The sequence below is a fragment of the Amycolatopsis sp. NPDC051128 genome, from assembly GCF_040682715.1.
Taxonomy (GTDB): Bacteria; Actinomycetota; Actinomycetes; order Mycobacteriales; family Pseudonocardiaceae; genus Amycolatopsis.
Window position 1 is genome coordinate 1 of the sequence record NZ_JBFBBN010000081.1, and the last position, 25,562, is coordinate 25,562.

Annotated in this window: 23 protein-coding genes and 1 tRNA gene; 16 read left to right on the top strand and 8 right to left on the bottom strand. The window is 71.1% G+C overall.

What is annotated here, in order from left to right:
• Window positions 1–423: 423 nt before the first annotated feature.
• On the bottom strand, window positions 424–876 hold the full coding sequence (locus AB0M82_RS44090; RefSeq protein WP_364735483.1) for an Lrp/AsnC family transcriptional regulator: 453 nt from the start codon (window positions 874–876) through the stop codon (window positions 424–426).
• Window positions 877–987: 111 nt separating this feature from the next.
• On the opposite strand from AB0M82_RS44090, the gene AB0M82_RS44095 reads away from it, so the two are divergent.
• From AB0M82_RS44095 to AB0M82_RS44115, 5 genes are all read left to right on the top strand, one after another.
• The gene (locus AB0M82_RS44095; protein ID WP_364735485.1) at window positions 988–1,416 is read left to right on the top strand and encodes a rhodanese-like domain-containing protein; all 429 of its coding nucleotides are present in this window, start codon (window positions 988–990) and stop codon (window positions 1,414–1,416) included.
• A gap of 15 nt (window positions 1,417–1,431) precedes the next feature.
• Window positions 1,432–2,181: a type 1 glutamine amidotransferase gene (locus AB0M82_RS44100; protein WP_364735487.1), complete on the top strand. Its 750-nt coding sequence runs from the start codon at window positions 1,432–1,434 to the stop codon at window positions 2,179–2,181.
• A gap of 95 nt (window positions 2,182–2,276) precedes the next feature.
• Window positions 2,277–3,410, top strand: coding sequence for an inorganic phosphate transporter (locus AB0M82_RS44105; RefSeq protein ID WP_364735489.1), 1,134 nt, complete (start codon window positions 2,277–2,279; stop codon window positions 3,408–3,410).
• Window positions 3,411–3,439: 29 nt separating this feature from the next.
• Window positions 3,440–6,412 carry a bifunctional [glutamine synthetase] adenylyltransferase/[glutamine synthetase]-adenylyl-L-tyrosine phosphorylase gene (locus tag AB0M82_RS44110; RefSeq protein ID WP_364735491.1) on the top strand — a complete coding sequence of 991 codons (2,973 nt, stop codon included), beginning with the start codon at window positions 3,440–3,442 and terminating at the stop codon, window positions 6,410–6,412.
• Between the two features lie 22 nt (window positions 6,413–6,434).
• On the top strand, window positions 6,435–6,866 hold the full coding sequence (locus AB0M82_RS44115; protein WP_364735493.1) for an acyl-CoA thioesterase: 432 nt from the start codon (window positions 6,435–6,437) through the stop codon (window positions 6,864–6,866).
• A gap of 79 nt (window positions 6,867–6,945) precedes the next feature.
• On the opposite strand, the gene glnA is transcribed toward AB0M82_RS44115, so the two are convergent.
• Entirely contained in the window at window positions 6,946–8,370 is a 1,425-nt protein-coding gene (gene glnA / locus AB0M82_RS44120) for a type I glutamate--ammonia ligase (protein WP_364735495.1), read from the bottom strand.
• 269 nt (window positions 8,371–8,639) lie between these two features.
• On the opposite strand from glnA, the gene AB0M82_RS44125 reads away from it, so the two are divergent.
• Window positions 8,640–9,029 carry an RDD family protein gene (locus AB0M82_RS44125; RefSeq protein WP_364735524.1) on the top strand — a complete coding sequence of 130 codons (390 nt, stop codon included), beginning with the start codon at window positions 8,640–8,642 and terminating at the stop codon, window positions 9,027–9,029.
• A gap of 93 nt (window positions 9,030–9,122) precedes the next feature.
• Here the strand turns inward: AB0M82_RS44125 and AB0M82_RS44130 are convergent, their stop codons facing one another.
• Entirely contained in the window at window positions 9,123–9,851 is a 729-nt protein-coding gene (locus AB0M82_RS44130; RefSeq protein ID WP_364735497.1) for a DUF4191 domain-containing protein, read from the bottom strand.
• 56 nt (window positions 9,852–9,907) lie between these two features.
• Between AB0M82_RS44130 and AB0M82_RS44135 the strand changes: the two genes are divergently transcribed.
• The 6 genes from AB0M82_RS44135 (at window position 9,908) to AB0M82_RS44160 (ending at window position 14,552) form a co-directional block, all read left to right on the top strand.
• On the top strand, window positions 9,908–12,004 hold the full coding sequence (locus AB0M82_RS44135; RefSeq protein ID WP_364735499.1) for an ATP-dependent DNA helicase UvrD2: 2,097 nt from the start codon (window positions 9,908–9,910) through the stop codon (window positions 12,002–12,004).
• A gap of 232 nt (window positions 12,005–12,236) precedes the next feature.
• On the top strand, window positions 12,237–12,497 hold the full coding sequence (locus AB0M82_RS44140) for a hypothetical protein (RefSeq protein WP_364735501.1): 261 nt from the start codon (window positions 12,237–12,239) through the stop codon (window positions 12,495–12,497).
• A 151-nt stretch (window positions 12,498–12,648) separates the two neighbouring features.
• Window positions 12,649–13,002 carry a WhiB family transcriptional regulator gene (locus AB0M82_RS44145; RefSeq protein WP_364735502.1) on the top strand — a complete coding sequence of 118 codons (354 nt, stop codon included), beginning with the start codon at window positions 12,649–12,651 and terminating at the stop codon, window positions 13,000–13,002.
• A complete protein-coding gene (locus AB0M82_RS44150; protein ID WP_364735504.1) occupies window positions 12,999–13,262 on the top strand; it encodes a hypothetical protein in 264 nt (87 codons plus the stop codon). Before AB0M82_RS44145 ends, AB0M82_RS44150 begins: the two co-directional genes overlap by 4 nt.
• 235 nt (window positions 13,263–13,497) lie before the next feature.
• Window positions 13,498–14,370 (top strand): class I SAM-dependent methyltransferase, encoded by an 873-nt coding sequence (locus tag AB0M82_RS44155; protein WP_364735506.1) that lies wholly within the window; start codon window positions 13,498–13,500, stop codon window positions 14,368–14,370.
• Window positions 14,367–14,552 (top strand): hypothetical protein, encoded by a 186-nt coding sequence (locus AB0M82_RS44160; protein ID WP_364735508.1) that lies wholly within the window; start codon window positions 14,367–14,369, stop codon window positions 14,550–14,552. The genes AB0M82_RS44155 and AB0M82_RS44160 overlap by 4 nt, the downstream gene beginning before the upstream one ends.
• A gap of 49 nt (window positions 14,553–14,601) precedes the next feature.
• Here the strand turns inward: AB0M82_RS44160 and AB0M82_RS44165 are convergent, their stop codons facing one another.
• From AB0M82_RS44165 to AB0M82_RS44175, 3 genes are all read right to left on the bottom strand, one after another.
• Window positions 14,602–15,489 carry a hypothetical protein gene (locus AB0M82_RS44165; protein ID WP_364735526.1) on the bottom strand — a complete coding sequence of 296 codons (888 nt, stop codon included), beginning with the start codon at window positions 15,487–15,489 and terminating at the stop codon, window positions 14,602–14,604.
• A gap of 162 nt (window positions 15,490–15,651) precedes the next feature.
• Window positions 15,652–16,992, bottom strand: a complete 1,341-nt coding sequence (locus tag AB0M82_RS44170; protein WP_364735510.1) for an AarF/ABC1/UbiB kinase family protein — start codon at window positions 16,990–16,992, stop codon at window positions 15,652–15,654.
• Window positions 16,993–17,052: 60 nt separating this feature from the next.
• The gene (locus AB0M82_RS44175) at window positions 17,053–18,099 is read right to left on the bottom strand and encodes a hypothetical protein (protein WP_364735512.1); all 1,047 of its coding nucleotides are present in this window, start codon (window positions 18,097–18,099) and stop codon (window positions 17,053–17,055) included.
• 230 nt (window positions 18,100–18,329) lie between these two features.
• Between AB0M82_RS44175 and AB0M82_RS44180 the strand changes: the two genes are divergently transcribed.
• Window positions 18,330–18,839, top strand: a complete 510-nt coding sequence (locus tag AB0M82_RS44180) for a M48 family metallopeptidase (RefSeq protein ID WP_364735514.1) — start codon at window positions 18,330–18,332, stop codon at window positions 18,837–18,839.
• 251 nt (window positions 18,840–19,090) lie between these two features.
• Here AB0M82_RS44180 and AB0M82_RS44185 read toward each other — a convergent pair whose 3' ends face one another.
• The gene (locus AB0M82_RS44185) at window positions 19,091–20,467 is read right to left on the bottom strand and encodes a zinc-dependent metalloprotease (protein WP_364735516.1); all 1,377 of its coding nucleotides are present in this window, start codon (window positions 20,465–20,467) and stop codon (window positions 19,091–19,093) included.
• 100 nt (window positions 20,468–20,567) lie between these two features.
• On the opposite strand from AB0M82_RS44185, the gene AB0M82_RS44190 reads away from it, so the two are divergent.
• Window positions 20,568–21,674, top strand: coding sequence for a PDZ domain-containing protein (locus AB0M82_RS44190; protein ID WP_364735518.1), 1,107 nt, complete (start codon window positions 20,568–20,570; stop codon window positions 21,672–21,674).
• A 22-nt stretch (window positions 21,675–21,696) separates the two neighbouring features.
• Here the strand turns inward: AB0M82_RS44190 and AB0M82_RS44195 are convergent, their stop codons facing one another.
• Complete coding sequence (locus tag AB0M82_RS44195; protein ID WP_364735520.1) at window positions 21,697–22,254, bottom strand: PPA1309 family protein; 558 nt, start codon at window positions 22,252–22,254, stop codon at window positions 21,697–21,699.
• 149 nt (window positions 22,255–22,403) lie between these two features.
• Here AB0M82_RS44195 and AB0M82_RS44200 point away from each other — a divergent pair, with 149 nt between their 5' ends.
• Window positions 22,404–25,400 (top strand): UPF0182 family protein, encoded by a 2,997-nt coding sequence (locus tag AB0M82_RS44200; protein ID WP_364735522.1) that lies wholly within the window; start codon window positions 22,404–22,406, stop codon window positions 25,398–25,400.
• A gap of 67 nt (window positions 25,401–25,467) precedes the next feature.
• Window positions 25,468–25,541 (top strand) — tRNA-Met (locus AB0M82_RS44205).
• Window positions 25,542–25,562 lie beyond the last annotated feature (21 nt).

Here is a 25,562-nt window from a genome sequence, read left to right on the forward strand (position 1 = left end):
TTCCGAACCCGGAAGCTAAGCCTGACAGCGCCGATGGTACTGCAACCGAAGGGTTGTGGGAGAGTAGGACACCGCCGAACTCAACATGAAGAAGAGGGCCTGGGCCCGGTCGAGACATAAAAGTCTCCCGGACCCAGGCCCTTTTTCTATACCCACCCACCACGAGCGGGCCATCCAGACACCCGAGTTCCGCCCCCAATCACACGAGTTCCGCCCCCAATCACGCGAGTTCGGGCCCCGGTCACGCGGATGACGGCCCGGATCACACCGGCCGACCCTTCAGGTACGCGAGCCGGCCGCCCGGGTACGCGAGCCGACCGCCTGGGTACGCGAGCCGACCCCCCGGGTACTCGTGTCGCCCTCCCCATCACACGTGATGCCCCTCCAAGCACGCGTGATGCCTCCCCGATCACGCGGGAAGCCTCAAACCGAACCCGGCCGAGCGGGCGGACGCCGGCGGAACGGCGACGACAACACCAGCGACGTCGTCGTCTCCCCGTACCGCTGCACCTTCTCGACCAGCACCTCCAGCTCCGCCGTGTCCCGGCACAGCACCCGCAGGATCCAGCACTCCTCACCCGTGACGTGGTCGGCCGCGACCACCTGCGGCAGCGGCAACACCGCCGTGCGGAACCGCGGTGTGTCGAGGCTCCGGACCCGGGCCCGTACCAGAGCCTCGATCGGCAACCCCAGCTTCGTCGTGTCGATGTTCGCCGTGTAGCCGGTGATCACTCCGCGCTCCTCGAGACGGCGGACGCGCTCCGTCACCGCCGAGCCCGACAGCGACACCCGGCGGCCCAGCTCCGTGAAGCTCAGCCGGCCGTCGGCCTGGAGGAGCTCGATCAGGTGCCAGTCGACGTCGTCGAGATGGTCCACCGCAACTCTCCCGGGTTCACAGGGCCAGAACAGGGAAATCCCCGGCACAGCCGGGCTTCCGCCCCAATTCTCTCCTGTGCCGGGAACGCCGTCGCCACCAGGATTGACGCCATGACCACCGCACGCACGCTCGCCGTTCCCGCTCCGTCGCCGGAGGCCGCCAAGGCCTACTTCGGGGCCGAGCTCGGCTTCGAGGTCGATCCCGACGACCTCGTCCGCGACCTCGAAACCGGCCGCACCGAGGGTTACGTCGTCGTCGAGACGCGAGCCGAAGAGGCCTTCGCCCAGGCACGCATCCCCGGTGCGATCAACCTGCCCTACCGCGACCTGACACCGGAAAGCACCGCGCACCTCGACCGGGACCTCGTGTACGTCTGCTACTGCGAGAGCACCAATTGCAACGCCGCCACCAAGGGCGCGTTCAAGCTCGCCGAGCTCGGCTTCACGGTGAAACGGCTCTCCGGCGGCATCACGAGCTGGATCGCCGCCGGCTATCCGGTCGAAGGAACCGTGACTCCCGGAATCCGCTGTGCCTGCTGACCTACCCTGGAAGACGTGACACGAATCCTGATCATCCAGCCGGACGCGTCGGACCCCCTGGGCCCCCTCGGCGACTGGCTGACCGAGGCCGGCGCGGAGCTCGACCTCCGCGCGCTCCCCAAGGACGCCCTGCCCACGGACCTCGACGGCTACCAGGGTGTCGTCTGCCTGGGCGGCGGGATGGGCGCGGAGGACGACGCGAAACACCCGTGGCTCGCCGACGTCCGGCGGCTGCTGGCCAAAGCGGCCGCCCAACGGCGACCCACCCTCGGGATCTGCCTCGGTGCCCAGCTGCTGGCCGTCGCGACTGGCGGCCGCGTCGAGGTCGGCCGCGACGGGCCCGAGGTCGGCCCGCAGCTCGTCGCCAAGAAGGACGCGGCGTGGACCGACCCGCTGTTCGCCGACCTGCCGCTCATGCAGGACGTCCTGCAGTTCCACACCGACGCGATCACCCGGCTCCCGCCCGGTGCCGAGCTGCTCGCGTCGGCGCCGCGTTACGCGCACCAGGCGTTCCGGCTCAACCGTTGCGTCTACGGTGTCCAGTTCCACATCGAGACGACGCCCGCCGTCGTCGAGAGCTGGGCCGCGGACGGACCCGAACTCACGGAGTTCGCCCGTCCCGGGTCGCTCGAGCACGACGCGTTGGTCGCCGTCCACGCCGACATCGAGGAAACCTGGCGTCCGTTCGCGCAGCGGTTCGTCCGGCTGGCGGCCGGTGAGCTCGAGCCCGCCGCCGGCAGTCAACGGTCTTTGCCGCTCGCTTAACGGAAAGCGTCACAATCGGAAACGGCCTGTGAACTGACCCCGTCACCCGTCAGGTACCTTGCGGGAGGAGTCCCCACAAGGGTGCGGAGGTCGGGGTGGAACCCTCGTTGCTGGTCGTGATCGTCGTCGTCACGGCCTTGGTTTTCGATTTCACGAACGGGTTCCATGACACCGCGAACTCGATGGCGACGTCGATCGCCACCGGCGCGCTCCGGCCGCGGGTGGCCGTCGCGATCTCCGCGGTGTTGAACCTGGTCGGCGCGTTCCTGTCGGTCGAGGTCGCCAAGACGATCTCCAGCGGGCTGGTGGACGACACGAAGATCGGCCCGTCGATCGTCTTCGGCGGGCTGATCGGCGCCATCGTCTGGAACCTCGTGACGTGGTTCGTCGGCCTGCCGTCGAGTTCGTCGCACGCGCTGTTCGGCGGCCTGATCGGCGCCACCTGGGTCTCGGCAGGCACCGACTCGGTCCACTTCGGAAAGATCGTCGAGAAGGTGCTGGTGCCGGCCGCGGCGAGCCCGGTCATCGCCGGCGTCGTCGCGATGGTCGGCACGTACCTGGTCTACCGCTTCCTGGTCCGGGGCCGCCCGGCCACGCGCGGGTTCAGGGTCGGCCAGATCGTCTCGGCGTCGCTGGTTTCCCTCGCCCACGGCACCAACGACGCGCAGAAGACGATGGGTGTCATCACGCTCACGCTCGTCAGCGCCGGCAGCCTGCCGTCGGGCGCCTCGCCGCCCGTCTGGGTGATCATCAGCGCCGCCTGCGCCCTCGCGCTGGGCACCTACCTCGGCGGCTGGCGCATCACCCACACTCTCGGCAAGGGCCTGACCGACATCGAGGGCCCGCAGGGCTTCGCCGCGCAGACGAGCTCGGCGCTGGTCATCCTGATCTCGTCGCGGCTGGGCTTCCCGCTGTCGACGACGCACGTGTGCTCCGGCGGGATCGTCGGCTCCGGCGTCGGACGGCGGGAGGCGCCGGTTCGCTGGCGGATGGCGGGCCGGATGGTCCTCGCGTGGCTGTTCACGCTGCCCGCGGCCGCGATCGTCGGCGCGGTTTCCGGCAAGATCGCGTCGCTCGGCAACGCGGGCACGATCGCCGTCGGCGTCGTCGGGCTCGGGGTCGGCATCGGCATCTACGTCCTCTCGCGACGCCACCCCGTCACCGCGCACAGCTTCCAGGTGCCCGAGCCGACACCCGCCGAGCACGAGCCGGGTCGGCTCGCCGCCTGAGCCGAGTCGCCGGGCTACGGTGGTCCGTGATGGCAGACCGCGCGCGAACGACCGCTTCGGCGGCGAGGTACGGCTTCACCGATTCCCGTGCCGAAGGCCAGTTGCGCGCGGCCGGCTGGTGGGACGACGGCGGTCCGGTCGCCGCCGCCGGAGACGTGCTTTCGGCGTTGTCCCGCACCGCCGACCCCGACCTCGCGCTGCGCGGGCTCGACCGGATCCGGGAGGCCGACGCCGCCGAATGGGCCGAGCTCGAGACGCGGCTTCGCGACCACCGGACGTTCCGCGGCCGCTTCCTCAGCGTGCTGGGGACGTCGAGCGCGCTGGCCGACTTCCTCGCTGCCCACCCTGAGCAGTGGCGCTCGCTCATCGGGGACAAGTGCACCGACTCCGCCTGCTACCGCGAAGCCCTGCGCACGGCTCTCCTGGGCGACGACGGTTCGGTGCTCACCGGGCTCAAGGCCGAGCAGGCCCTCAAGGTCGCCTACCGCGGTCAGTTGCTCGGCATCGCCGCCGCCGACCTGGGTCACCTCGTGGAGGCCGGGCTCGAGCACCCGAGCTACGCGGAGGTCGCGGCGCAGCTGACCGAACTCGCCGAGGCCGCGCTGGCCGCCGGGCTGGTCGTCGCCGAAGCCGAAGCCCGCGCGTCCGCCGAAGGCACCCTCGCGATCATCGCGATGGGCAAGTGCGGCGGCCGGGAGCTCAACTACGTCAGCGACGTCGACGTCATCTTCGTCGGCGAGGGCGACCTCGGCCTCGCCACGCGGCTGGCGAGCACGACGATGCGCGTGGTCGGGAAGGCGTGCTTCGACGTCGACGCGGCGCTGCGTCCCGAGGGCAAGGCCGGCGCGCTCGTCCGTACCGTGGACAGCCACCGCGGCTACTACCAGAAGTGGGCCAAGACCTGGGAGTTCCAGGCGCTGCTCAAGGCCCGCCCGGTGGTGGGCGACGCCGAGCTCGGCCGGCAGTACGCCGAGATGGTGGCGCCGCTGGTGTGGTCGGCGGCCGACCGCGAGAACTTCGTCGGCGAGGTGCAGCAGATGCGCCGCCGCGTCGAGGGGCACGTGCCGTCCGAACACGCCGAGCGTGAGCTCAAGCTGGGCCGCGGCGGCCTGCGTGACGTCGAATTCGCCGTGCAGCTGCTGCAGCTCGTGCACGGCCGGGTCGACGCGGACCTGCGCTCGCCGTCCACAATGGACGCCCTCGCGGCACTCGGCGAAGGTGGCTACGTCGGCCGTCAGGACGCCGCCGAGCTGGGTGCGTCGTACGAGTTCCTGCGGATGATCGAGCACCGGCTGCAGCTGCGGCGGCTGCGCCGGACCCACCTGTTCCCCGCGGCGTCGGACACCGACGAGCTGCGGATCCTCGCGCGGGCCAGCGGGATCAAGCCGGGTGGCGGCAAGAGCCACGGCGAGGCCCTGCTGGCCGAGTTCCGCCGGCACGGCAAGGGCATCCGGCGGCTGCACGAGAAGATCTTCTACCGGCCGCTGCTGCAGTCCGTCGCGAACGTGCCGACCGAGGCGCTGCGCCTCACCACCAAACAGGCGGCCAGCCGGCTGGCCGCGCTCGGCTACACCGCGCCCGACGGCGCCCTCCAGCACATCAAGGCCCTCACCGCGGGCGTCTCACGCCGCGCCGCGATCCAGCAGGCGCTGCTGCCGGTCCTGCTCGACCTCTTGGCCGACACCCCCGATCCCGACGGCGGGCTGTTGTCGTACCGGAAGGTGTCCGAAGCGCTCGAAGCCACCCCGTGGTACCTGCGGGTGCTGCGGGACGAGGGCACGGTCGTGGAGCGGCTGGCGATCCTGCTCGGCACGTCCCGGCTGGTGCCCGACCTCCTGGTCCGCGCGCCCGAGGTGCTGCAGCTGCTCGGCGACCCCGCCCGGCTGCTCGGCCGCACGCCCACCGAGGTGGCGACGTCGTTGCGGGCCGCCGTCCGGCGTCAGCCCGGGTTGATCGCCGCCGTCGCCGCCGCGCGTTCGCTGCGGCGGCACGAGCTGCTGCGGGTCGCGTGCGCGGATCTGCTCGGCCTGCTCGACGTGCCCAGGGTGTGCGAAGCGCTGTCCAGTGTCTGGGGTGCCGTGCTGCAGGGCGCGCTGGCCGCGGCGTTCCGCCAGCGGCAGGCCGAACTGGGCCGGACGCCGGCGCGCATCGCGGTCATCGGGATGGGCCGGCTCGGCGGCGCCGAACTGGGCTATGGCTCGGACGCCGATGTGCTGTTCGTGTGCGAGCCGTCCGAAGGGGTCTCGGACGCCGAGGCGGTGCGGTTCGCGTCGTCGGTCGCGGAGACCGTCCGGAAGATGCTGGGCGCGCCGAGCCCGGACCCGGCCCTGCTGGTCGACGCCGACCTGCGGCCGGAGGGGCGGAGCGGGCCGCTGGTGCGGACGCTCGAGTCCTACCGCGCCTACTACTCGCGATGGGGTGAGGTGTGGGAGGCGCAGGCGCTGCTGCGGGCCCGGTTCGTCGGGGGTGACGACGAGCTCGGCGAGCGGTTCATCGCGATGATCGACCCGATCCGCTACCCGGACGGGTTGGACGCGACGAAGGCGCGCGAAATCCGGCGTATCAAGGCGCGCGTGGAAACGGAGCGGATGCCTCGCGGAGCGGACCCGACGCGGCACACGAAGCTCGGCCGCGGCGGCCTCGCCGACGTCGAGTGGACGGTGCAGCTGCTGCAGCTGCAGCACGCCCACTCCGTCGAGGGCTTGCGGACGACGTCGACGCTCGACGCGCTGGCGGTGCTCCCGGGCGCGGGCCTGGCGGAGCAGGCCGAAGCGGATTCGCTGACCGAGGCGTGGCTGCTGGCGACCCGGGTCCGCAACGCGGCGATGCTGGTGCGCGGCAAGGCCGTCGACGAGGTCCCCGGCTCGGGCCGCGATCTGGCCGCGGTGGCCAGGGTGCTCGGCCAGTCCGCGGGCGACGACCCCGGCGAGTTCCTCGACACCTACCGCCGCATCACGCGGCGGGCGCATGCTGTGGTGGAGCATCTGTTCTACGAGAGCTGAGCGGTCGCTTACAGTGGGACGCGTGACTGAGCGCGAGCCGTTCCGGACCCGGATCAAGGTCCGGCACTACGAGTTGGACACCCTGGGCCACCTCAACCACGCCGTGTACCACTCGTACGGCGAGGTGGCGAGGCTGGAGCTGTTCGAGCAGTCGGGCGCGCTGGCCGGGCTGAAGAACCTGGCCTCGGTGCTGCTGGAGTCGCACATCGTGTTCCGCCGCGAGCTGCGCGCGGGCGACGTCGTCGACGTCACGTGCGACGCGAAGTTCGGCAGCGGCAAGACGTTCTCGATGGACTCGAAGATCCTCAAGCTCGACGGCACTCTGGCCGCGGAGATCACCTGCACGCTGGGGTTGATGGACCTGGAGCGCCGCAAGCTGGTGGAGGACCCGCGTGGCCGCTTCGCCGAGGCGGGCGCGGACCTGAAGCTGCTGTCGACGTCCGAAGGGGACTGAGGGCCGGAGACGAGAAACGCCGGCGGCGAGGGCCTTTTCGCTCCTCGCCGCCGGCGTGCCCAGGGGACGCGTTACCGGATCACACGTCGTAATACAGGGCGAACTCGTACGGGTGCGGGCGCAGCCGCAGCGGGTCGATCTCGTTTTCGCGCTTGTACGAGATCCACGTCTCGATCACGTCCGGCGTGAAGACGCCGCCCTCGAGCAGGTAGTCGTGGTCGGCTTCCAGCGTGTCGAGGACCGTGCCCAGGTCGCCCGGGACCAGCTTGACGTTCTTGGCCTCCTCGGGCGGCAGCTCGTAGAGGTCCTTGTCGATCGGGTCCGCCGGCTCGATCTTGTTCCGGATGCCGTCGAGCCCGGCCATCATCATCGCCGAGAACGCCAGGTACGGGTTGCCCGAGGAGTCCGGGCAGCGGAACTCGGCGCGCTTGGCCTTCGGGTTGTTGCCCGTGATCGGGATGCGGACGCACGCCGAGCGGTTGCGCTGCGAGTAGACCAGCGAAACCGGGGCCTCGAAGCCCGGCACCAGGCGGTGGTAGGAGTTCACCGTCGGGTTCGTGAAGGCCAGCAGGCTCGGGGCGTGCTTGAGCAGGCCGCCGATGTAGTGGCGCGCGGTGTCCGACAGGCCGGCGTAACCCGACTCGTCGTGGAACAGCGGCGTGCCGTCCTTCCACAGCGACTGGTGGCAGTGCATGCCCGAGCCGTTGTCGCCGGCGAGCGGCTTCGGCATGAACGTCGCGGTCTTGCCCGCGGCGAACACCGTGTTCTTCACGATGTACTTGAACAGCTGCAGGTCGTCCGCGGCGTGCAGCAGCGTGTTGAACTTGTAGTTGATCTCGGTCTGGCCGGCGGTGCCCACCTCGTGGTGCGCGCGCTCGATCTCGAAACCGGAACCCTGCAGGTTGCGGACGATGTCGTCGCGCAGGTCGGCGAAGTGGTCGACCGGCGGGACGGGGAAGTAGCCGCCCTTGAACTTCGTCTTGTAGCCCTGGTTGCCGCCGTCTTCGTCGGCGCCGGTGTTCCACCAGCCCTCGACGGAGTCGATCTCGTGGAACGAGGCGTGCTCGGCGGAGTCGAAGCGGACCGAGTCGAAGATGTAGAACTCGGCTTCGGGGCCGAAGTACACGTTGTCGGCGACGCCGTACTCGGAGATGTACTGCTCGGCCTTGCGCGCGATGTTGCGCGGGTCGCGGCTGTACGCCTCACGGGTGAACGGGTCGTGCACGAAGAAGTTCAGCGAGAGCGTCTTCGCCTTGCGGAACGGGTCGATGCGGGCCGTCTCGGGGTCCGGCAGCAGCAGCATGTCGGACTCGTGGATGGACTGGAAGCCGCGGACCGAGGAGCCGTCGAACGCGAGTCCCTCTTCGTAGGCCTCTTCGGTGAAGGCCTTCGCCGGGACCGTGAAGTGCTGCATGACGCCCGGAAGGTCGCAGAACCTGACGTCGACGACCTCGACGTTCTCGTCGGCGATGAGGCGCTGGATGTCGTCTGGAGTAGTGGGCACCCTCGGTGACTCCTTCTCGTTCGGGCTCGTGCGGCAGTGCTCTCTTCGGCTCACGCTAAAAGTGCGGTGTTGCCCGACCGTCACCCGTATGTTTCGCTGGTGTTAACGGGTGGTCGATATCGGGTATCCGACCAGGTCGGATGTGTTCCGCGCCACCGGCATACCCTAGACGGGTGGCGAGATGGACCGGCGAATGGCTACCCGGCACCGGCGACGGTGGGCAGGGTACTGATCAACACGACGCGCGCTGGCCGGGTGAGAAGTTCGGTTTGCCCGAATCGGGCGTCGGCTCGGCGGCGAGCGGCGGCGCCCGGCTGCTCGGGCTGATCGTCGACCTAGTGCTCGCGGCCCTGGTCACGGCGGTGTTCCTGCACCCCAGCCTGCAGGACCCGGCCGCGATGCAGGAGTTCAACCTCTGGTCCGGCGGCGTGTGGGCGGTCATCTCGGTCATCTCGGCCGGCTTCTTCGGCTTCACCCCCGGGATGGGTGTCGTCGGCATCCGCGTCGCCCGCCTCGACGGCGCCGCGCTGGTCGGGCCGCTGCGGGCATTGGTCCGGGCGGCGCTGACGTTCGTGATCATCCCGGCGGCGGTCCGCAACGCCGACGGCCGCAGCTGGCTGGACCGCCTGACCGGCACCGTGGTCATCCGGATGCGCTGAGCGCGTCGCGGCCGCCGGTGCGGTCTCGCGGAAGTACTGAACGCGAAAGGCCCCCGTCCGGTTCGGACGGGGGCCTTCTTCGTCGATGCGGGATCAGCGGCGGCGGATCGTGCGCTGGACGTTGCGCATCTTCGCGCCGGCCGGCATCGGGCCCTTCGGGAGGGCCGCGCCGCGGTTGCCGAGGGCGGCCAGCTTGGCCTCGAGGGCGTCGACCTGGGCCGGCTTGAGGTTGCGGGGCAGCTTCATCAGGTAGCCCTGGAGCTTCTTCAGCGGAAGCTGGCCCTCTTCGTTGCCGATCGTCACGTCGTAGATCGGCGTCTCACCGATCAGGCGGGAGACGCGCTTCTTCTCCTGGGCGAGCAGCGTCTTCACGCGGTGCTGCGCGCCCTCGGCGACGAGCACCACGCCGGGGCCGCCCAGGACGCGGTGCACCGCGTCGAGCTGGGTGGTCGCCGCGACGGTCGGCGTCACCTTCCAGCGGCCGCGGAGGTTCTCCAGCGCCCAGGCGGCGGCGCCGGGCTGGCCGTCGGCCTTCGAGTAGACCGTGCGCTGGACGCGCCGGCCGAAGATGATCATGGCGAGGAGGCCGCCGAGCAGCAGCCCCAGCGGCAGCAGCACCCATTGGGCGTCGAAGAAGAACCCGACCCCGAACAGGACGCCGGCGACGACGACGATCGCGCCGAGCATCCACGGGATGAGCCACGGGTCTTCCTTGCGCTGCATCTTGAAGGCCTCGAAGAGCTGGCCACGGCGGGCCTTGCTCGCCGCGCGCTTCTCCTTCTTGGCCTGCTTGGCCGCTTCCTTGTCCTGCTGTCCCGCCATATGACCAGGATACGGCCGCGTGCCCCTGCCCCGGTTCCCTGTCCCCCTCTGCGAGGATGCCGGACGTGACCGGCGTACTTTCCCCGAAGAGCCTCACCCGTCTGCTCGATGGCCTCGACCCCGAGCAGCGCGCCGCCGCCAGTGCTCCACGGGGGCCGGTCTGCGTGCTCGCCGGCGCCGGCACGGGCAAGACCCGCACGATCACCCATCGCATCGCCCATCTGGTCCGATCCGGGCACGTTTCCCCAGGTCAGGTGCTCGCCGTCACGTTCACGACCCGGGCCGCCGGCGAGATGCGGACGCGGCTGCGCGGCCTCGGCGTCGAAGCGGCGCAGGCGCTGACCTTCCACGCCGCCGCCCGCCGTCAGCTGCGTTACTTCTGGCCGCGCGTGGTCGGCGACCGGCCGTGGGACCTGCTGGAGAACAAGCTGCGCTACGTCGGCCAGGCGGCGAACCGGGCCAAGCTGGGCACCGAGGTCGAGGTCCTGCGCGACCTGGCGAGCGAGATCGAGTGGGCGAAGGCGTCCCTGATCAGCCCGGACGACTACCCGGCCGTGACCGCGCGCGCCCAGCGGGACATCCCGGCGCCGGCCGCGCAGGTCGCCGAGGTTTACCGCACGTACGAAGAACTGAAGAACGCCGCGCAGGTGCTCGACTTCGACGACCTCCTGCTGCACACGACGGCGGTGCTCGAGGAGCACGGCACCGTCGCCGAGGAGTTCCGCGACCGCTACCGCTGCTTCGTCGTCGACGAGTACCAGGACGTCACGCCGCTGCAGCAGCGCCTGCTCGACGCGTGGCTCGGCGGCCGCGACGACCTCACTGTCGTCGGCGACGCCAACCAGACGATCTATTCGTTCGGCGGCGCGTCGCCGCGGCCGCTGCTCGAGTTCACCCGGCGCTACCCGGACGCCACCGTCGTCCGGCTCGAGCGCGACTACCGGTCCACCCCCGAGGTCGTCGCGCTGGCGAACCGGGTGATCGGCGCCGCGCGGGGCCGGCCCGCGGGCTCGCGGCTGAAGCTGATCGGCCAGCGGCCGCCGGGGCCCGAACCGCGTTTCGCCGAGTTCGACGACGAGGCGGTCGAGGCCGGCGCCGTCGCCCGGCGGGTGCGCGAGCTGCTGGACGGCGGGGTGTCGGCGAGCGAGATCGCGATCCTCTATCGGGTGAACGCCCAGTCCGAGGCCTACGAGTCGGCGCTGACCGAGGCCGGCATCCCGTACCTGGTCCGCGGCGGCGAGCGGTTCTTCAACCGGACGGAGGTCCGGCAGGCGATGTCCGCGCTGCGGGCCGCGAGCGGCGACGTCAGCTCCGACCTGGTCACGACGGTGCGTTCGGTGCTCGCCAGGGTCGGGCTCACCGAGTCGCCGCCCGCCGGTGGCGCGGCCAAAGAACGCTGGGACGCGCTCCTGGCGATCGTCGAGCTGGCCGAAGAGCTCGCCTCGACGGTCGCGGACGCGGACCTGCCGCGCTTCTGCGCCGAGCTCGACCAGCGCGCCGCGGCCCAGCACCCGCCGACGGTCGAGGGCGTGACGCTCGCTTCGCTGCACGCGGCGAAGGGCCTGGAGTGGGACGCGGTGTTCCTCGTCGGCCTCGCCGAGGGGACGGTGCCGATCCTGCACGCCGGTGACGACGAGGCGGCGATCGAGGAGGAGCGGCGGCTGTTCTACGTCGGCGTCACCCGGGCCCGCGAGCACCTGTGGCTGTCGTGGGCGCTGGCCCGCACGCCGGGCGGGCGGCGCAACCGGCGGCGCAGCCGGTTCCTCTACGGCCTGGTCCCGGAGGACCACCCGGCCGCCCGGGTGGCGCGCTCCCAGCAGCAGAAGCCGGCGTCGCCGGTCAAGACGCGCTGCCGCGTCTGCGGCGGGCCCCTGCTCGAAACTCTCGAAGTCAAGCTCGGCCGGTGCGGACGCTGCCCGTCCACAGTGGATGAGGGCCTGCTGGAGCGGCTGAAGTCGTGGCGCGCCGACCGGGCTCGCGAGCTCAAGGTGCCGGCGTTCGTCGTGTTCACCGACGCGACGCTGATGGCCATCGCCGAGCAGCGCCCGGACGACGAGGCGGCGCTGGTGTCGATCTCCGGCATCGGCGCGACCAAGCTCGAGCGCTTCGGCACGGAGATCCTCGGCGTCGTCCGCGCGTCGGCGGAGACCTGAGGTCCGCGTCGCCCATGTGGCCCAGACCGCGTCCGAGCCATGATCGACGCGGCGAACCCGCTGCTCAGTGGCGATCTTCGTATCTTCGAGGATTTTCCCGTTAATTGAGTTGCCCCGGTGTGGTGGGGGGCAATAACCTGCCAGTACCGAGCCCGAAGGGCTCGACTGGGGATCTACGGAAGCGCCGCTCGGCGGCCGCGTGTGCAGAGTTACAGAAGGAGGTGCCGGTGAAATGACCATCAACATGACGCTCACGAACCCGGGCACCCGTCTGCTCTGCGCCGTGGAAGCCGCGGCCGTTCAGCGCCCGGGCACCGGTGTGTCCGTGAGCGCTCACGAGGTCCGTGGCACGCGTCGCGTCATGCGGCGCTGGACCACCGGCGATGTCGTCGTCTTCGGGACCGGCCGTGTTCTGGCCGCCTACCCGCAGGCCGATCTGCCGACCATCAAGCAGTTCCGTGTTCCGTTGTCGATACGGGAGCGAAGTTCCTGACCTAGTCAGGACACGAGGCTCACGAAGGCCGCGGAACCGGAAACCCCGGATCCGCGGCCTTCGTGTTTTTGGCTGCACAACCCAAGAGGAACCAGCGTTGCCCAGCTCCATGCCCCAACAGAAAACCCGTACGACACAAGGAGGAACACCCATGTCTTCGGCCATCGCCTACACCTCGGGTGAGGCAATATTCGCCGACCTGCTCGACCCGATCGCCGTGCCCGACGTGGCGCTGCCGTGCCGTTCGGGCGACGCGGACCTGTGGTTCGCGGAGTCCCCGGCCGAGCTCGAGCGCGCGAAGGCGTCCTGCGCCGACTGCCCGGTGCGCGAGGCCTGCCTGGCCGGCGCGCTGGCGCGGCGCGAGCCGTGGGGCGTTTGGGGTGGCGAGATCTTCGAGCGCGGTGTGGTGATCGCGCGCAAGCGGCCCCGTGGCCGTCCGCGCAAGAACGTCGCCATCGAGCCGGCCGCCAAGGCCGGCGGCGATCACCGGAGTGCCGCCGCATGAGCGTCGAACCGGTCACGACCAGGGATTACGAAGCGCGCGTCGGAAGCCCCGAGCGCACGCAGCTGCAGTTGACGAAGACCGAGATCGAGGAGATCAGCGAGATGTTGCTTTACGAAGAACTGTCCAGGGCCCGAATACGGGATCTGGAGGAGGGGGTCCGCGCCCAGCGGGCCCGAGGTAGCGCGCGTGCCCTCCGCCGCTGGACGCGAGTAGCCCGATGGGCGAGCCGCCGTGCGGAGCGGTACCAGGACCAGAACTGAGCGCAGGCCCCTGCCGCCACCCGGCGGCAGGGGCCGTTGTGCTGGCCACGGTCGGCCGCGCGGCGGGTCGCGGGGTGCCAGCTCGCGCCGGCCGTGGGTTCGGGGACCGCGGTCGTGCTTGTGCGCTCGGACTTGCGACGGGGTCGCGGGATCGCTGGGCCGGGTGTGCTTTGTGGCCTCCTTCGGGCGGTCTTGTTCGCGTGGCGCCGTCCGGTGGCTGGTGTTGAATGGGGTGATGTCCGCACACACCCACGACGACATCGACTGGGCGGACCGCCTGGCCCAGCTGCGCATGGCCGACACCCTCGACGCCGAAGCGCTCGCGCCGGTCGCGCGGCGGCTTGTCGCCGGCCTGCCGGAGCGGCCCGTCGTCGTCGATGTCGGGTGTGGGGCCGGCGGGATGAGCGTGCTGTTCGCGCGCGAACTCGGGCGTCGGGACGGGGGCACCGTCGTCCTCGTCGACGCCACACCTGCACTGCTCGCCGAGGCCCGGCGGGTGGTCTCCGCGGCCGCCGCCGGGAGCGTCGAGGTCGTGGGGCAGTCCGGTGACCTCGCCGATCCCGAGCTGGCCGGCCGGGTGCCCGCCGCCGATCTCATGTGGGCGTCCGGCGTTGTTCATCACGTCGGCGATCAGCAGGCCGCGCTGCGCACGCTGGCCGGGCTGCTGCGGCCGGGCGGGGTGCTCGCCATCGCCGAAGGCGGGCTCGAGATGCGGTGCCTCCCTTGGGAACTCGGGGTCGGCCGGCCCGGGCTGGAGCCACGGCTGCTCGCCGCGCGGGCCGCGTGGTTCGCCCGGATGCGCGCCGGGATTTCGGGCAGCGTCGCCATGCCCTACGGCTGGACACGCGCCCTCCGCGAAGCCGGCCTCGAGGACGTCGAGTCGTTCGGTGCGCTCATCGACCACCCGATGCCGGGCTCGGACCTCCTGCGCGAGTACGTGGTGCACCGCGTCGGGTGGCTCGCCGAGTCGGCCGGGGAGTGGCTCGACGCCGACGATCGCGACACCGTCGCCGCGCTGACCGATCCGGAGGGGCCGGACTTCCTCGGCCGCCGGGACGACCTGTTCCTGTTCGGCGCCAAGGCGATCCACTGTGGACGGTTGCGGTGAGCGAGCCGGCGCCGGTCGTGTGCACCCGCTGCGGCCGCGGCCGCAGCGCCGACGACGACCCGGCTACGGCGCTCGCCTGGGTGTCCACCCGCGAGCGTGGGGTGCTGCGCTGGCTCTGCCCGGATTGCGCGAGGCAGCACGTGCGCGACATCGAGGGCAAGCTGCCGGACGAGTACTGGTGATCAATCCACGCTCCTGAACGCATTGTCGGAGACAGCCGGCGGCGACTGGTCATGCGGCGTCCCCGATCGACCTCATGGGGACCGCGCGGACCCGCGGGCGGGGTGTGCGGGACGCTTCGTCGAACGCCAGGGCCAGTTCCCCCGCCACCTCGCGGGCGACGTTGCGCAGTTGCCGCACCGTGCAGCGGACCAGGACGATCCCCGTGGCCGCCAGCGCGAGGTGGCTGAAGCCGCCACCGGGGCCGGGGCCGCATCGGTACTGCCAGGCCAGCCCGATCTCGTCCCACCACGCGTCGGCCTCGCCGATGCGGCGGCCCCGGCGGTCGCAGATCGTGACGTCCCAGGCCGGCGGTGGCAGCCGGGCCATCTCGAGCACGCGCGTCGCCAGGCCGTGGGCCTGGATCGGCCCCTCGTCGAGTTCGCGGAGCACTTTCCGGACCGCCGCCGTGCCGCGCTGGGACCCGGAGCCGAGCTCCGTCAACAGCTCCTGGCGATCGCACAAACCCCAGTAGAGCGGCAGCGTCAGCAGGTGCCGGATCCGCGCCGGGTCGGGTTCGGTCCTCGCCAGGTCGAGCGTGGCCCGGGCCGGCGGCGCGAACGGCAGCCCGTCGACCAGGACCGGGTCCGGCATCCGGGCCGTCCGCGCCGCGCGGACCCCTTGGCAGGCCCCCACCCGGCAGTGCTCGGGAACCAGCAGCTGGATCTCGCCCGCCGGCGGGCACTTCACGCCGTGGGCCAGCAAGGCGTCGGCGCCGGTGATCACCACCCTCGGCCCGTACCGAACGAGCGCGGCGTGCAGCAGCTGTTGCCGCGTCGGCGCGGTGTTGCGCAGCAGGACGACACCGGGGTGCAGGCGGCGCCACGGCCCGCCGGGGCCGCAGAGCCGCCGGGTTCTTCGGTCGGACACCCCGGCCCGGCGCAACTGTTCGAGGTTCATCACCTCGCAGCGGTCAGGGTTACTGAGGGCCAGTGGATCGGTGCGTTGAGTAGCAGTCATGGTTCGAGCATGGCCGCTCGGCCAACCGGGTGGAACCCCGTTTCCCGCAGCTGTGGACAACTCGCCGGGATCCGCCCGTTCGCGGCCCGGTCTGTGGACAACTCAGGCGGCGAACCCGGGCTGCCAGCGCTCCACGATGCCGCGCGCCGGGATCTCCGCGTCGAGCTGGCAGAGGATGCCCGTCGACCCCGCCGTCACCCGGTGGATCATCAGGTACTCGGGCGGCAGGTTGAGCGAACGCCCGACCCGGAAGTCGTTGCCGCGGCTGTCGCCCACCCGCCCCGCCTGCTTCTGCATCCACCGGCGCGTGAAGTGGAACGTCGGCTCGGCCAGCGGCTCGGTGAACGGCGCCAGGTAGGCGAGCACCTCGTCCGCGGTCAGGTCGCTGTCCGGCCGGATGAAGCGGTTCTCCCGCAGCAGGCGCATCAGTCCGGTGGACTCGCCGTCGAGGGCCAGCCGCGTCATCTCGCCCAGGTGACGGGGGATGCCGTCGGGCAGCCGGGCGACGCCGCCGAAGTCGATGACGCACAGCCTGTTGTCGGCCGTGATCATGAAGTTGCCCGGGTGCGGGTCCGAGTGCAGGAGGTGGACGCGCTCGGGGGAGGAGTAGTGGAATTCCGCCAGGAGCCGGCCCGCCATGTTCCGGGTCTCGCGGTCGCCGTCCGCGATCACCTTCGACAACGGCGTGCCGCTCGCCCACTCCGTCACGACGACCTTCGGCGCGCTGGCCACCACGCGCGGCACGAGGATGCCGGGGTCGCCGTCGAACGCCTTCGCGAAAGCGCGCTGGTGCTGGGCCTCGGCCTGGTAGTCGAGCTCCTCGTTCATCCGCTCGGCGAGCTCCGCCAGCAGCGGCTTCACCTCGGTGCCGGGCACGAACGCCTGGAACAGCCTGCTGAACCGCTGCAGCTGCCGCAGGTCGCTGCGCAACGCCTCGTCGGCGCCCGGATACTGCACCTTGACCGCGACCTCGCGGCCGTCGTGCCAGACCGCGCGGTGCACCTGGCCGATGCTCGCGGCCGCCGCCGGCTCGTCGCTGAACGAGGCGAACCGGCTGGCCCAGGTGCGGCCCAGTTGCTCGGCGAGCACCCGGTGGGTCTGCCGGACCGACATCGGCGGCGCGGCGGCCTGCAGCTTCGTCAGCGCTTCGCGGTACGGCTTCGCCATGTCGTCCGGGACCGCCGCCTCGAACACGCTCAGCGCCTGGCCGAACTTCATCGCCCCGCCCTTGAGCGTGCCGAGCACCTCGAACAGCTGCTCCGCGGCCTTGGCCGACAGTGTCGCGTTCACCTGCTCCGCGCTCTGGCCCGCGAGCCTCTTGCCCCAGCCGCCGACCGCCCGCCCGGCGATGCCGAGCGGGAGACTGGCGAGCTTGGCGGTACGGGCGGCACCCTTGCGCGGGATCGCGGCGTCACGATCGGCTGGGTCGCGGAAGTCGGTCACACTGGCGATTCTGCCTTGCGGCGTCGGCGGCGCGCAGCCTGCTCGTGACGTCTTAGTGGCCTACGTCTCCTGGAGTACTTCCGGTGCGCCGCAGCCGCACCGCGGGTGCGGTGGCCAGCCGCGGTGGCGGATGCGGCCGTCGAACGCGTCGATCTCGAGGGTCGCGTTCCACGCCGGCGGCGCCGACGTGGCGGGCGAGAGCAGCCGCATGGTCTGCGCGACGGCCAGTGACGCGCACGCCTGGACCGCGCCGAGGTCGGGCCGCTGGTGCCGGCCGGCCAGCTGACCGGCGATGCGCGGCCAGCACGGGTCGAGGTCGGTCCGGTGCAGGTCGGCGCAGCGCAGGCACGAACTGCGGCCCGGCACCACCAGCGGCCCGACGATGCCCGTTCCGTCGCGGACGCGCACGGACATGTGCGGGACGCCGTCGTCCATCAGTTCGGCGACGACCTCCGGCGCCGGCACCACGGCGTCGGTGAGCAGCACCAGCTCCGGGTACCGGTCGTGCAGGCGGGTGGCGCGGACCTCGGGGTCCACCCGATGGAGCAGGTCGGCGAGGGCTTGCCGCCGGTGGCGCCCCACGTCCGCGCCGGTGAAGCCGGCGCCGAGGTCGTGTTCGGTCACGGCGCCGGACACCCGCAGGTCGACGTGGCCGATGCCGGCGTTGGCCAGCAGCACGGCGACCGCGACCGCGATCCGGCCGTCCCCGTGCACGGCGACCGCGGAGGCGCGCCGCCGATCCGCCAGCGCTGCCTGGTGGTGACGGGCGCGCAGGGACCAGAGGCCGGTTTCGCCGCGGAGGCCCGGGCCGCCGGGCCGGCCGGCGTCGGTGACCAGGCCGAGCGCGGTCAGCTGCCGCAGCAGCGTCCGCAGCTGGTCGCGGTGTTCGCTCTCGGCGAGCAGGATCCGCTCGACGGGCTTGCTGCCGTCGAGTGCACGCAGCCGGGCGACCAGGTCCGGTGTCAGGCCTTCGACGATCACGCCGTGGCGCGGATCGAGCCCGATCTGGATCTCGCGCGAGCCGCGTTCGAGCACGGTGAGGCCCGGGAGCAGGGCGGGATGGGCCGGCAGCAGGACCGGAGGCATGTCCGCGGTGGAGAGGATCATGTCCGCAGGATCGCACCGGGTGGCGACCGGCGAGCCCGCGAAGACGCCGAAACGGCCGAGTTGTCCACAGTTGAAACCGGTTGTGGACAACTCGGGTCTGTGACCTTAAGGCGCTCGGAGTTGTCGGTGCCTGGCCTTACCGTTGTCGGGTGGTCGAAGCACGGATGCCCTCACTGAGAGGCCGGGGGGAAACGAACCCCCCGTCGGACACACCCGGACACAAGGTCGAAGTGCGGCGCAGCCAGCGCCGGCACCGGACGGTCACCGCGTATTGGAATGACGACACGCTCGTCGTGCTCATCCCCGCGCGGATGACCAGGGCGGAGGAGAAACACTGGGTCGCCGAGATGGAGCGCAAACTGCAGCGCTCGGAACCACGTCGGCCGGCGTCCCCGAAGACGTCGGACGAAGTCTTGCTGGCGCGCTGCGCGCTGCTGTCGGGCAAGTACCTGGCCGGCACCGCGGTGCCGGCGAGCGTCCGCTGGGTGCCGCCGATGCGCACGAGGTGGGCGTCCTGCACGCCGGTCGACGCGACCATCCGGGTCAGCGACCGGCTGCGCAAGGTCCCGCCGTGGGTGCTGGACTACGTGCTGGTGCACGAGCTGGCGCACCTGCGCGAGCCAGGCCACGACGCGGCGTTCTGGGCGTTGGTGCGGCGGTACCCGAAGACGGAACGCGCGATCGGCTATCTGGAAGGGCTTTCGGCCGCCGCCGGGTGGGGGATCTCCACCGAGGACTGAGCGGGTGATGGTGACCGGGGTGATCCGTGGTCGCGGGTCGCCCCGGTTTCGTCGGGGTGCGCTGGTGGTCGGGCGGGGGATTCGCGGGTGGCTCGGCGGACGGGCACAGGTGCCTGGCGGGTAGCACAGGTGCCTGGCGGGTAGCTCGCGTGGCGGGATGGGCGGCTCGGGTGCCTGGCGGACGACGGTGCGGGGCGGAAAGGGAGACGGGCGCCTCGCGAGTGAGAGACGCCCGGCTCCGGGATTGCTGTTCAGCTCTTGGTGTCGCCCTCTTCGGGGTCGTCGCCGGCGGGAGGGTTCTCCTTCTCCCGCACCTCGCGCTCGGACTGCTCCGTGCGCTCCAGCTCGGCGATCGGGTCCAGGTCGTCGATCGAACCGGTCTCGCCCACGCGATCCGCGAAGTCGATCGGCTCGTCCAGGTCCTCGGCCGTCGGCATCAGGTCCGGGTGGGACCAGAGGCCGTCGCGCTTCTCGAGGCCGTGGCGGTCGCCGACCAGCTTCCACAGCGACGAGGCCGCGCGCATCCGGCGGGGACGCAGCTCCAGGCCGACGAGCGTCGCGAACGTCTGCTCCGCCGGGCCGCCCGTCGCGCGGCGGCGGCGCAGCGTCTCGCGCAGCGCGTCCGCGCCCGGCAGACGGTCGCCGACCGCCTCCGCCACCACCACGTCGACCCAGCCCTCGACCAGGGCGAGCAGCGTCTCCAGGCGGTTCAGCGCGCCCTTCTGCTCCTCCGTCGTCTGCGGCTCCAGCAGCCCGGACGACATCGCCTCCTCGATGCTCGCCGGGTTGGCCGGGTCGATCCGGCCGGCCAGCGACTCGAGGGCGGACGTGTCCACCGAGATGCCGTGCGCGAACTCCTCGACCGTCGCCAGCAGCCGCTGGCGCAGCCACGGCACGTGCGAGAAGAGCCGCTGGTGCGCGGCCTCGCGGGCGGCCAGGAAGACGAGGATCTCGCTGCTCGGCAGCTCCAGGCCCTCGGCGAACTTCTCGATGTTCGCCGGCAGCAGCGCCGACGTCCCGGCCGGGGCCAGCGGCAGGCCGATCTCACCGGCGGTCAGCATCTCAGACGCGAGCTGCGCCAGCGCGTTGCCGAGCTGGGAGCCGAAGGCCATCCCGCCCATCTGCCCCATCATCTGCAGCAGCGGGCCGGCGGCCTGCTTGGCTTCCTCCGGCAGCGCCTCCATCCAGGCGCCCGAGACCTGCCGGGCGACCGGGTCGCACAGCCGCTGCCACGTCGGCAACGTCTTCTCCACCCAGGTGCGCGGCGACCAGGCGACCGTCGACGTCGCGCCGGCGGGCAGGATCGTCGCCGCGTCGAGCCACAGCTCGGCCAGGTGGGCGGCGTCGCGCACGGCCGCGTTCGAGTCGTCGCCGCCGGAGAAGCCGAGCTTGCTCTCGCCGGTGTTGCCGGCACTGCCCAGGTTCTGCAGGGCGATCTGCTTGGCAAGGTCGTAGTTCACCGGCCCGCTGGAGGTGCCGGCCTGGCTGAGCATCTGGCCCAGCTGGCTCAGCATCTGCCCGAGCTGGTTGAAGGCCTCGGCGCCGGACTGCTGCCCGCCTTCCGAGGGATCGTTCTCACCTCGTTTGTCGGGATCGGAAGGTCCGAAGCCGAACGGGGGTTTACTCATGTGTCCACCGTACGCGGGTCGGGGGCCGTCGAGCGTGTCAACCGGACCATGTGCGTGGCCTTCACCGAGAAGCGAACGCCGTCACCGTACGCTGTCGGGCGTGACCAAGTCCTCCGAGGAGACCGCCCCCGCGAAGAGCGCGCCGGAACCGGCCGCGGAGCAGCCCGGCGACGTCCGGCGGATGACCCGCCGCGGCTGGACTCTGGTGGTCAGCGGCTCGCTGTTCCTTGTCTTCGTGCTGCTCGGCTCGGTCGTGCCGGTGCCGTTCGTGGCGATCAGCCCGGGCCCGACCTACGACACGCTGGGTCGCGACGCGGCGGGCAACCCGGTCATCCAGGTCACCGGTCACGAGACTCATCCGACCACCGGCGAGCTCCGCATGACGACCGTCTCCCTGCACGACGGCGTCACGCTTTTCCAGGGCCTCGGCTTCTGGGCGAGCGGCCGGTACGCGCTCGCGCCGCGCGAGGAGTACTTCAAGCCGGGCGAGACGAGCGAGCAGGTCAAGCAGGAGAACATCCAGCAGCTCCAGGACTCGCAGACGAACGCCCAGGTCGCCGCCCTGCGCAAGCTGGGCTACCCGATCAAGGTGCTGGCGAAGCAGATCGTCTCCGGCAGCCCCGCCGACCACGTCCTCTCCCCGGGCGACCGGCTGATCACCGTCAACGGCAAGAAGATCGTCGAGGCCGCCGACGTGCGGGCCGCGCTGGCCGGCACCCTGCCCGGCCAGACCGTCCAGATCACCTTCCAGTCGGACGGCCAGCCCGAGCGGACCGTGCCGCTCACACTCGCCGCGCGCCAGGACCGCAAGGAAGGCTTCATCGGCCTGACCGCGGTCGACCGCGCCGACGCGCCGTTCACGGTGAACATCTCCCTGCAGGACGTCGGCGGCCCGTCGGCCGGGCTGATGTTCACGCTCGCCATCATCGACCGGCTTCGGCCCGGCGACCTGGCGGGCGGGCGGCACATCGCCGGGACCGGCGAGATCACCGAGACCGGCGAGGTCGACCCGATCGGCGGGATCTCGTTCAAGGTGGTCGGCGCCCGCGAGGCCGGCGCCACCGACTTCCTGGTGCCCGCGCACAACTGCGCCGAGGCCAAGACGACCGCGCCCGAGGGCCTCAACCTCATCAAGGTGTCCACACTGGACGACGCGCTCACCCAGCTCGACAATTTGAAGGCGGGCCGCCCGACAGCGTCGTGTTGACGGGCGCGAGAACGCCCGGGCGTCAAGGCAGCAGGGTTGCCTTGAGGGCCTCGACGAGATTCGGGGCCAGGTCGGGGCTCTCCACGATCTCGTCGATCGTTTCGTCCGTGCCCTCCGTCGTGCCGATGCCGCGCAGCCGCATCACGCAGGCGCCTTCGCCGTCGCGCAGGACCGCGGCCACCAGGCGGGCCTCCGTCCGCTGGGGATGGTCGGCGGCCGCTCGGCGGAGGCTGTCCGCGTCCGCCTCGGCGATGTCCGGCAGCTCCGACTCCGACCCCGGCGGCAGCACGATGATCTCCTGGGCCAGCGCGCACCCGATGACCAGATCCGGCCACGCGATCCGGCCCAGCGCCTCGGCGAGATCGCCCTCGGGCAGGGCCTCCTGGGCCACCGGCGTCAGCGGGTTCGCCCGATCCAGCTGCCCGGCCAGCTCCGGCTGCTCGTCCAGCAGCGCCGCCGTCGGCACCAGCGCGAACAGCTGCGGCGGCTGGTCCCAGCCGCCCGCGGCCATGAACTCCTCGATTTCGCGGGCGAGGGCGGCCACGCCGGGCGCGGCCGGGTGCGGTTCGTTCGCTGCCATGCCCACATGGTGGCAGGCCGGACCGCACGTCGTCGCCGCGCGGTCCGGTTTGGGCGGTCCCGGGAACTCCACGAGGCATCCGTAGAGTTAGGGAATCAGGGGGCGCACGCGCCCCTGTTCATGTGCTGACGAAGACAGGAGCGTGTGCCGTGGCGACTCGGCCCCCGGTGAGCCTGCCGAAGCTGTCCCGGCGGAGCCGGATCCTCCTCATCATCGCCGCGGTGATCGTGCTGGCGCTGTTGCTCGGGGCCCGCCTGCTGGACACGTACGTCGACTGGCTGTGGTTCGGCGAGGTCGGCGCGCGATCGGTGTTCACCACCCAGCTGGTCACCCGCGTCGTGCTTTTCTTCGCCGTCGGATTGCTCGTCGGCGGCGCACTCGCGATCAGCCTGATGATCGCCTACCGCAGCCGCCCGGTCTTCGTGCCGATCTCCGGCGCCGACGACCCGCTCGCGCGCTACCGCTCCGCGATCGTCGCCCGCATCCGGCTCTTCGGCGTCGGCATCCCGGTGCTCACCGGCCTCATCGCCGGCCTGTCCGCCCAGGGCGACTGGCAAGTCGTGCAGCTGTTCCTGAACGGCACCACGTTCGGCCAGACCGACCCCGAGTTCGGCAACGACGTCGGCTTCTACGCCTTCGACCTGCCGTTCTACAACTGGCTCCTCGGCTGGCTGTTCATCACGGTCGTCATCTCCTTCTTCGGCGCCCTGATCTCGCACTACGTCTTCGGCGGCATCCGGCTGGCCGGCAAGGGCGGCCAGCTCGCCGGCCCGACCCGCGCGCAGCTCGCCATCACCGTCGGCCTCTTCGTGCTCCTGAAGGCCGTGGAGTACTTCTTCGACCGGTACAACCTGCTGCTGTCCGACCGCGGCGCCCCGCTGTTCGTCGGCGCCACCTACACCGACCTGAACGCGGTCCTGCCCGCCAAGCTGATCCTGCTGTGCATCTCGGTGATCTGCGCGATCGCGTTCTTCGCCGGCGCCTTCCTGCGCAACCTCCAGCTCCCGGCGATCGCGCTCGTGCTGCTGATCCTGTCGAGCATCCTGGTCGGCGTCGCCTGGCCGGCCGTTCTCGACCAGTTCTCGGTCAAGCCCAACGCGAACGAGAAGGAAGCGACGTCCATCCAGCGCAACATGGAGGCGACGCGCAAGGCCTTCGGTCTCACCGACGTCTCGTACGACGACTACACCGGCAAGTCCGAGGCCACCGCCGCCCAGGTCAAGCAGGACACCGGGACGTTGCCGAACATCCGGCTGCTCGACCCGAACGTTCTGTCCGACACCTTCACCCAGCGCGTCGGCCGCGAGAACTTCTACGGCTTCCCGGCGAAGCTCGACATCGACCGCTACACCGTCGGTGGCACCACGCAGGACTACATCGTGGCCGCCAAGGAGATCAAGACCGAGGGCCTGACCGGCAACCAGACCAGCTGGATCAACCGGCACCTCGTCTACACCCACGGCAACGGCTTCGTCGCCGCGCCCGCCAACACCATCGACCGCGCGGTCAAGGACGCCAACTCCGACGGCGGCTACCCGATCGCCACCACCAGCGACACCCAGAACCCCGCCGGGGCCGGCTCCGAGAACGGCGCCCCGGGGATCCAGGTCGACCAGCCCCGCATCTACTACGGCGAGCTTTCCGCGGCCGACACCGACTACGCCATCGTCGGCGGCACCTCCGGCAACGCGCCGGGCGAGTACGACACCGCCACCGACCACGGCTACACCTACAAGGGCAGCGGCGGCGTCCCGATCGACAACTGGTTCAACCGCTTCACCTTCGCCGCCGAGTACGGCGAACGGAACATCCTGTTCTCCGACGCCATCGGCGACAACTCCAAGATCATGTACAACCGTGATCCCCGCGACCGGGTCAGCAAGATCGCGCCCTGGCTGACCCTCGACGGCGACCCGTACCCGGCGGTCGTCGACAAGAAGATCGTCTGGATCGTCGACGGCTACACCACTCTCAACAACTTCCCGTACGCCCAGCAGACCCAGCTCGGCACGGCCACCAACGACTCGCTCAACGGCGTCGCCCGCCAGGCCAACAGCTCCATCAACTACATCCGCAACTCGGTCAAGGCCACCGTGGACGCCTTCAACGGCACGGTCAACCTGTACTCGATCGACGACAAGGAACCGGTTCTCAACGCCTGGGAGAAGGTCTTCCCCGGACTCGTGAAGCCGAGCTCCGAGATTTCCCCGGACCTGCGGTCCCATTTCCGCTACCCCGAGGACCTCTTCAAGATCCAGCGCGAACTCCTGTCTCGCTACCACGTGAACAACCCGCAGGAGTTCTACTCCCAGCAAGCCTTCTGGAGCGTGCCCCAGGACCCCACCACCGAGGGCGGCACCAACCCGACGGCCTCCGGCGCGGCCAACCAGCCCGGCTACTACGTCCTCGCCGACGCGCCAGGCCAGAACCGGCCCACCTTCCAGCTGACCAGCTCCCTCACCGGCCTCCAACGGCAGTACCTGGCCTCCTGGATGTCGGTGTCCTCCGATCCTGAGGACTACGGCAAGATCAGAGTCCTCCAGCTCCCCACCGGAGCCACCGGAGCCAGCCAGGTCGACGGACCGGTGCAGGTCCAGAACAGATTCCAGAGCGACCCCCGCGTCGCCCAGGACCGCACCCTGTTCAACAACCCCAACGTGCGGGTGATCTACGGCAACCTGATCACCTTGCCCGTCGCCGACGGCTTCCTCTACGTCGAACCCGTCTACATCAGGCAAAGCAACCAGGCCGCCAGCTATCCCCAGCTGGCCCGCGTGCTGGTCTCCTACGGACCCAAGATCGGCTTCGCTTCCACCCTCCAGGAAGCCCTCGACCAGGTCTTCGGTCCCGGCACCGGCGAGGCCACGACCACACCGCCCCAAGCCGGGCAACCCACGACCCCGCCCACCACGCCGACAGCGCCGGCGACGCCACCCAACACCGGCGGCAACGCGGCCCTCGACAAGGCCGTGGCCGACATCCAAGCCGCCCTCACCAGACTCAAATCCGCCCAGCAGTCCGGCAACTTCACCGACCAAGGCGCGGCGCTCGCCGCCCTCGACGCCGCCGCCAAGGCCTACGAAGCCGCCAAGACCGCGGCACCCGGCAGCAGCGCCCCACCCCCCAGCACCCCGGCGGGAAGGTGACCTCGATTACCTCCGAGGCACCTGCTTTGCACCCCCGGGAAACCAGGGCGTAAGGTAGGTGTCACGACGCGGGGTGGAGCAGCTCGGTAGCTCGCTGGGCTCATAACCCAGAGGTCGCAGGTTCAAATCCTGTCCCCGCTACAGAGGTAAGAGGCGTGTGCG

Excerpts from the sequence above, each read along its gene's own strand:
- AB0M82_RS44095 (WP_364735485.1), top strand. The coding sequence starts at position 988 with ATGACCACCGCACGCACGCTCGCCGTTCCCGCTCCGTCGCCGGAGGCC.
- AB0M82_RS44110 (WP_364735491.1), top strand. The coding sequence starts at position 3,440 with ATGGCAGACCGCGCGCGAACGACCGCTTCGGCGGCGAGGTACGGCTTC.
- AB0M82_RS44130 (WP_364735497.1), bottom strand. The coding sequence starts at position 9,851 with ATGGCGGGACAGCAGGACAAGGAAGCGGCCAAGCAGGCCAAGAAGGAG.
- AB0M82_RS44135 (WP_364735499.1), top strand. The coding sequence starts at position 9,908 with ATGCCGGACGTGACCGGCGTACTTTCCCCGAAGAGCCTCACCCGTCTG.
- AB0M82_RS44140 (WP_364735501.1), top strand. The coding sequence starts at position 12,237 with ATGACCATCAACATGACGCTCACGAACCCGGGCACCCGTCTGCTCTGC.
- AB0M82_RS44145 (WP_364735502.1), top strand. The coding sequence starts at position 12,649 with ATGTCTTCGGCCATCGCCTACACCTCGGGTGAGGCAATATTCGCCGAC.
- AB0M82_RS44150 (WP_364735504.1), top strand. The coding sequence starts at position 12,999 with ATGAGCGTCGAACCGGTCACGACCAGGGATTACGAAGCGCGCGTCGGA.
- AB0M82_RS44155 (WP_364735506.1), top strand. The coding sequence starts at position 13,498 with ATGTCCGCACACACCCACGACGACATCGACTGGGCGGACCGCCTGGCC.
- AB0M82_RS44165 (WP_364735526.1), bottom strand. The coding sequence starts at position 15,489 with ATGAACCTCGAACAGTTGCGCCGGGCCGGGGTGTCCGACCGAAGAACC.
- AB0M82_RS44175 (WP_364735512.1), bottom strand. The coding sequence starts at position 18,099 with ATGATCCTCTCCACCGCGGACATGCCTCCGGTCCTGCTGCCGGCCCAT.
- AB0M82_RS44185 (WP_364735516.1), bottom strand. The coding sequence starts at position 20,467 with ATGAGTAAACCCCCGTTCGGCTTCGGACCTTCCGATCCCGACAAACGA.
- AB0M82_RS44195 (WP_364735520.1), bottom strand. The coding sequence starts at position 22,254 with ATGGCAGCGAACGAACCGCACCCGGCCGCGCCCGGCGTGGCCGCCCTC.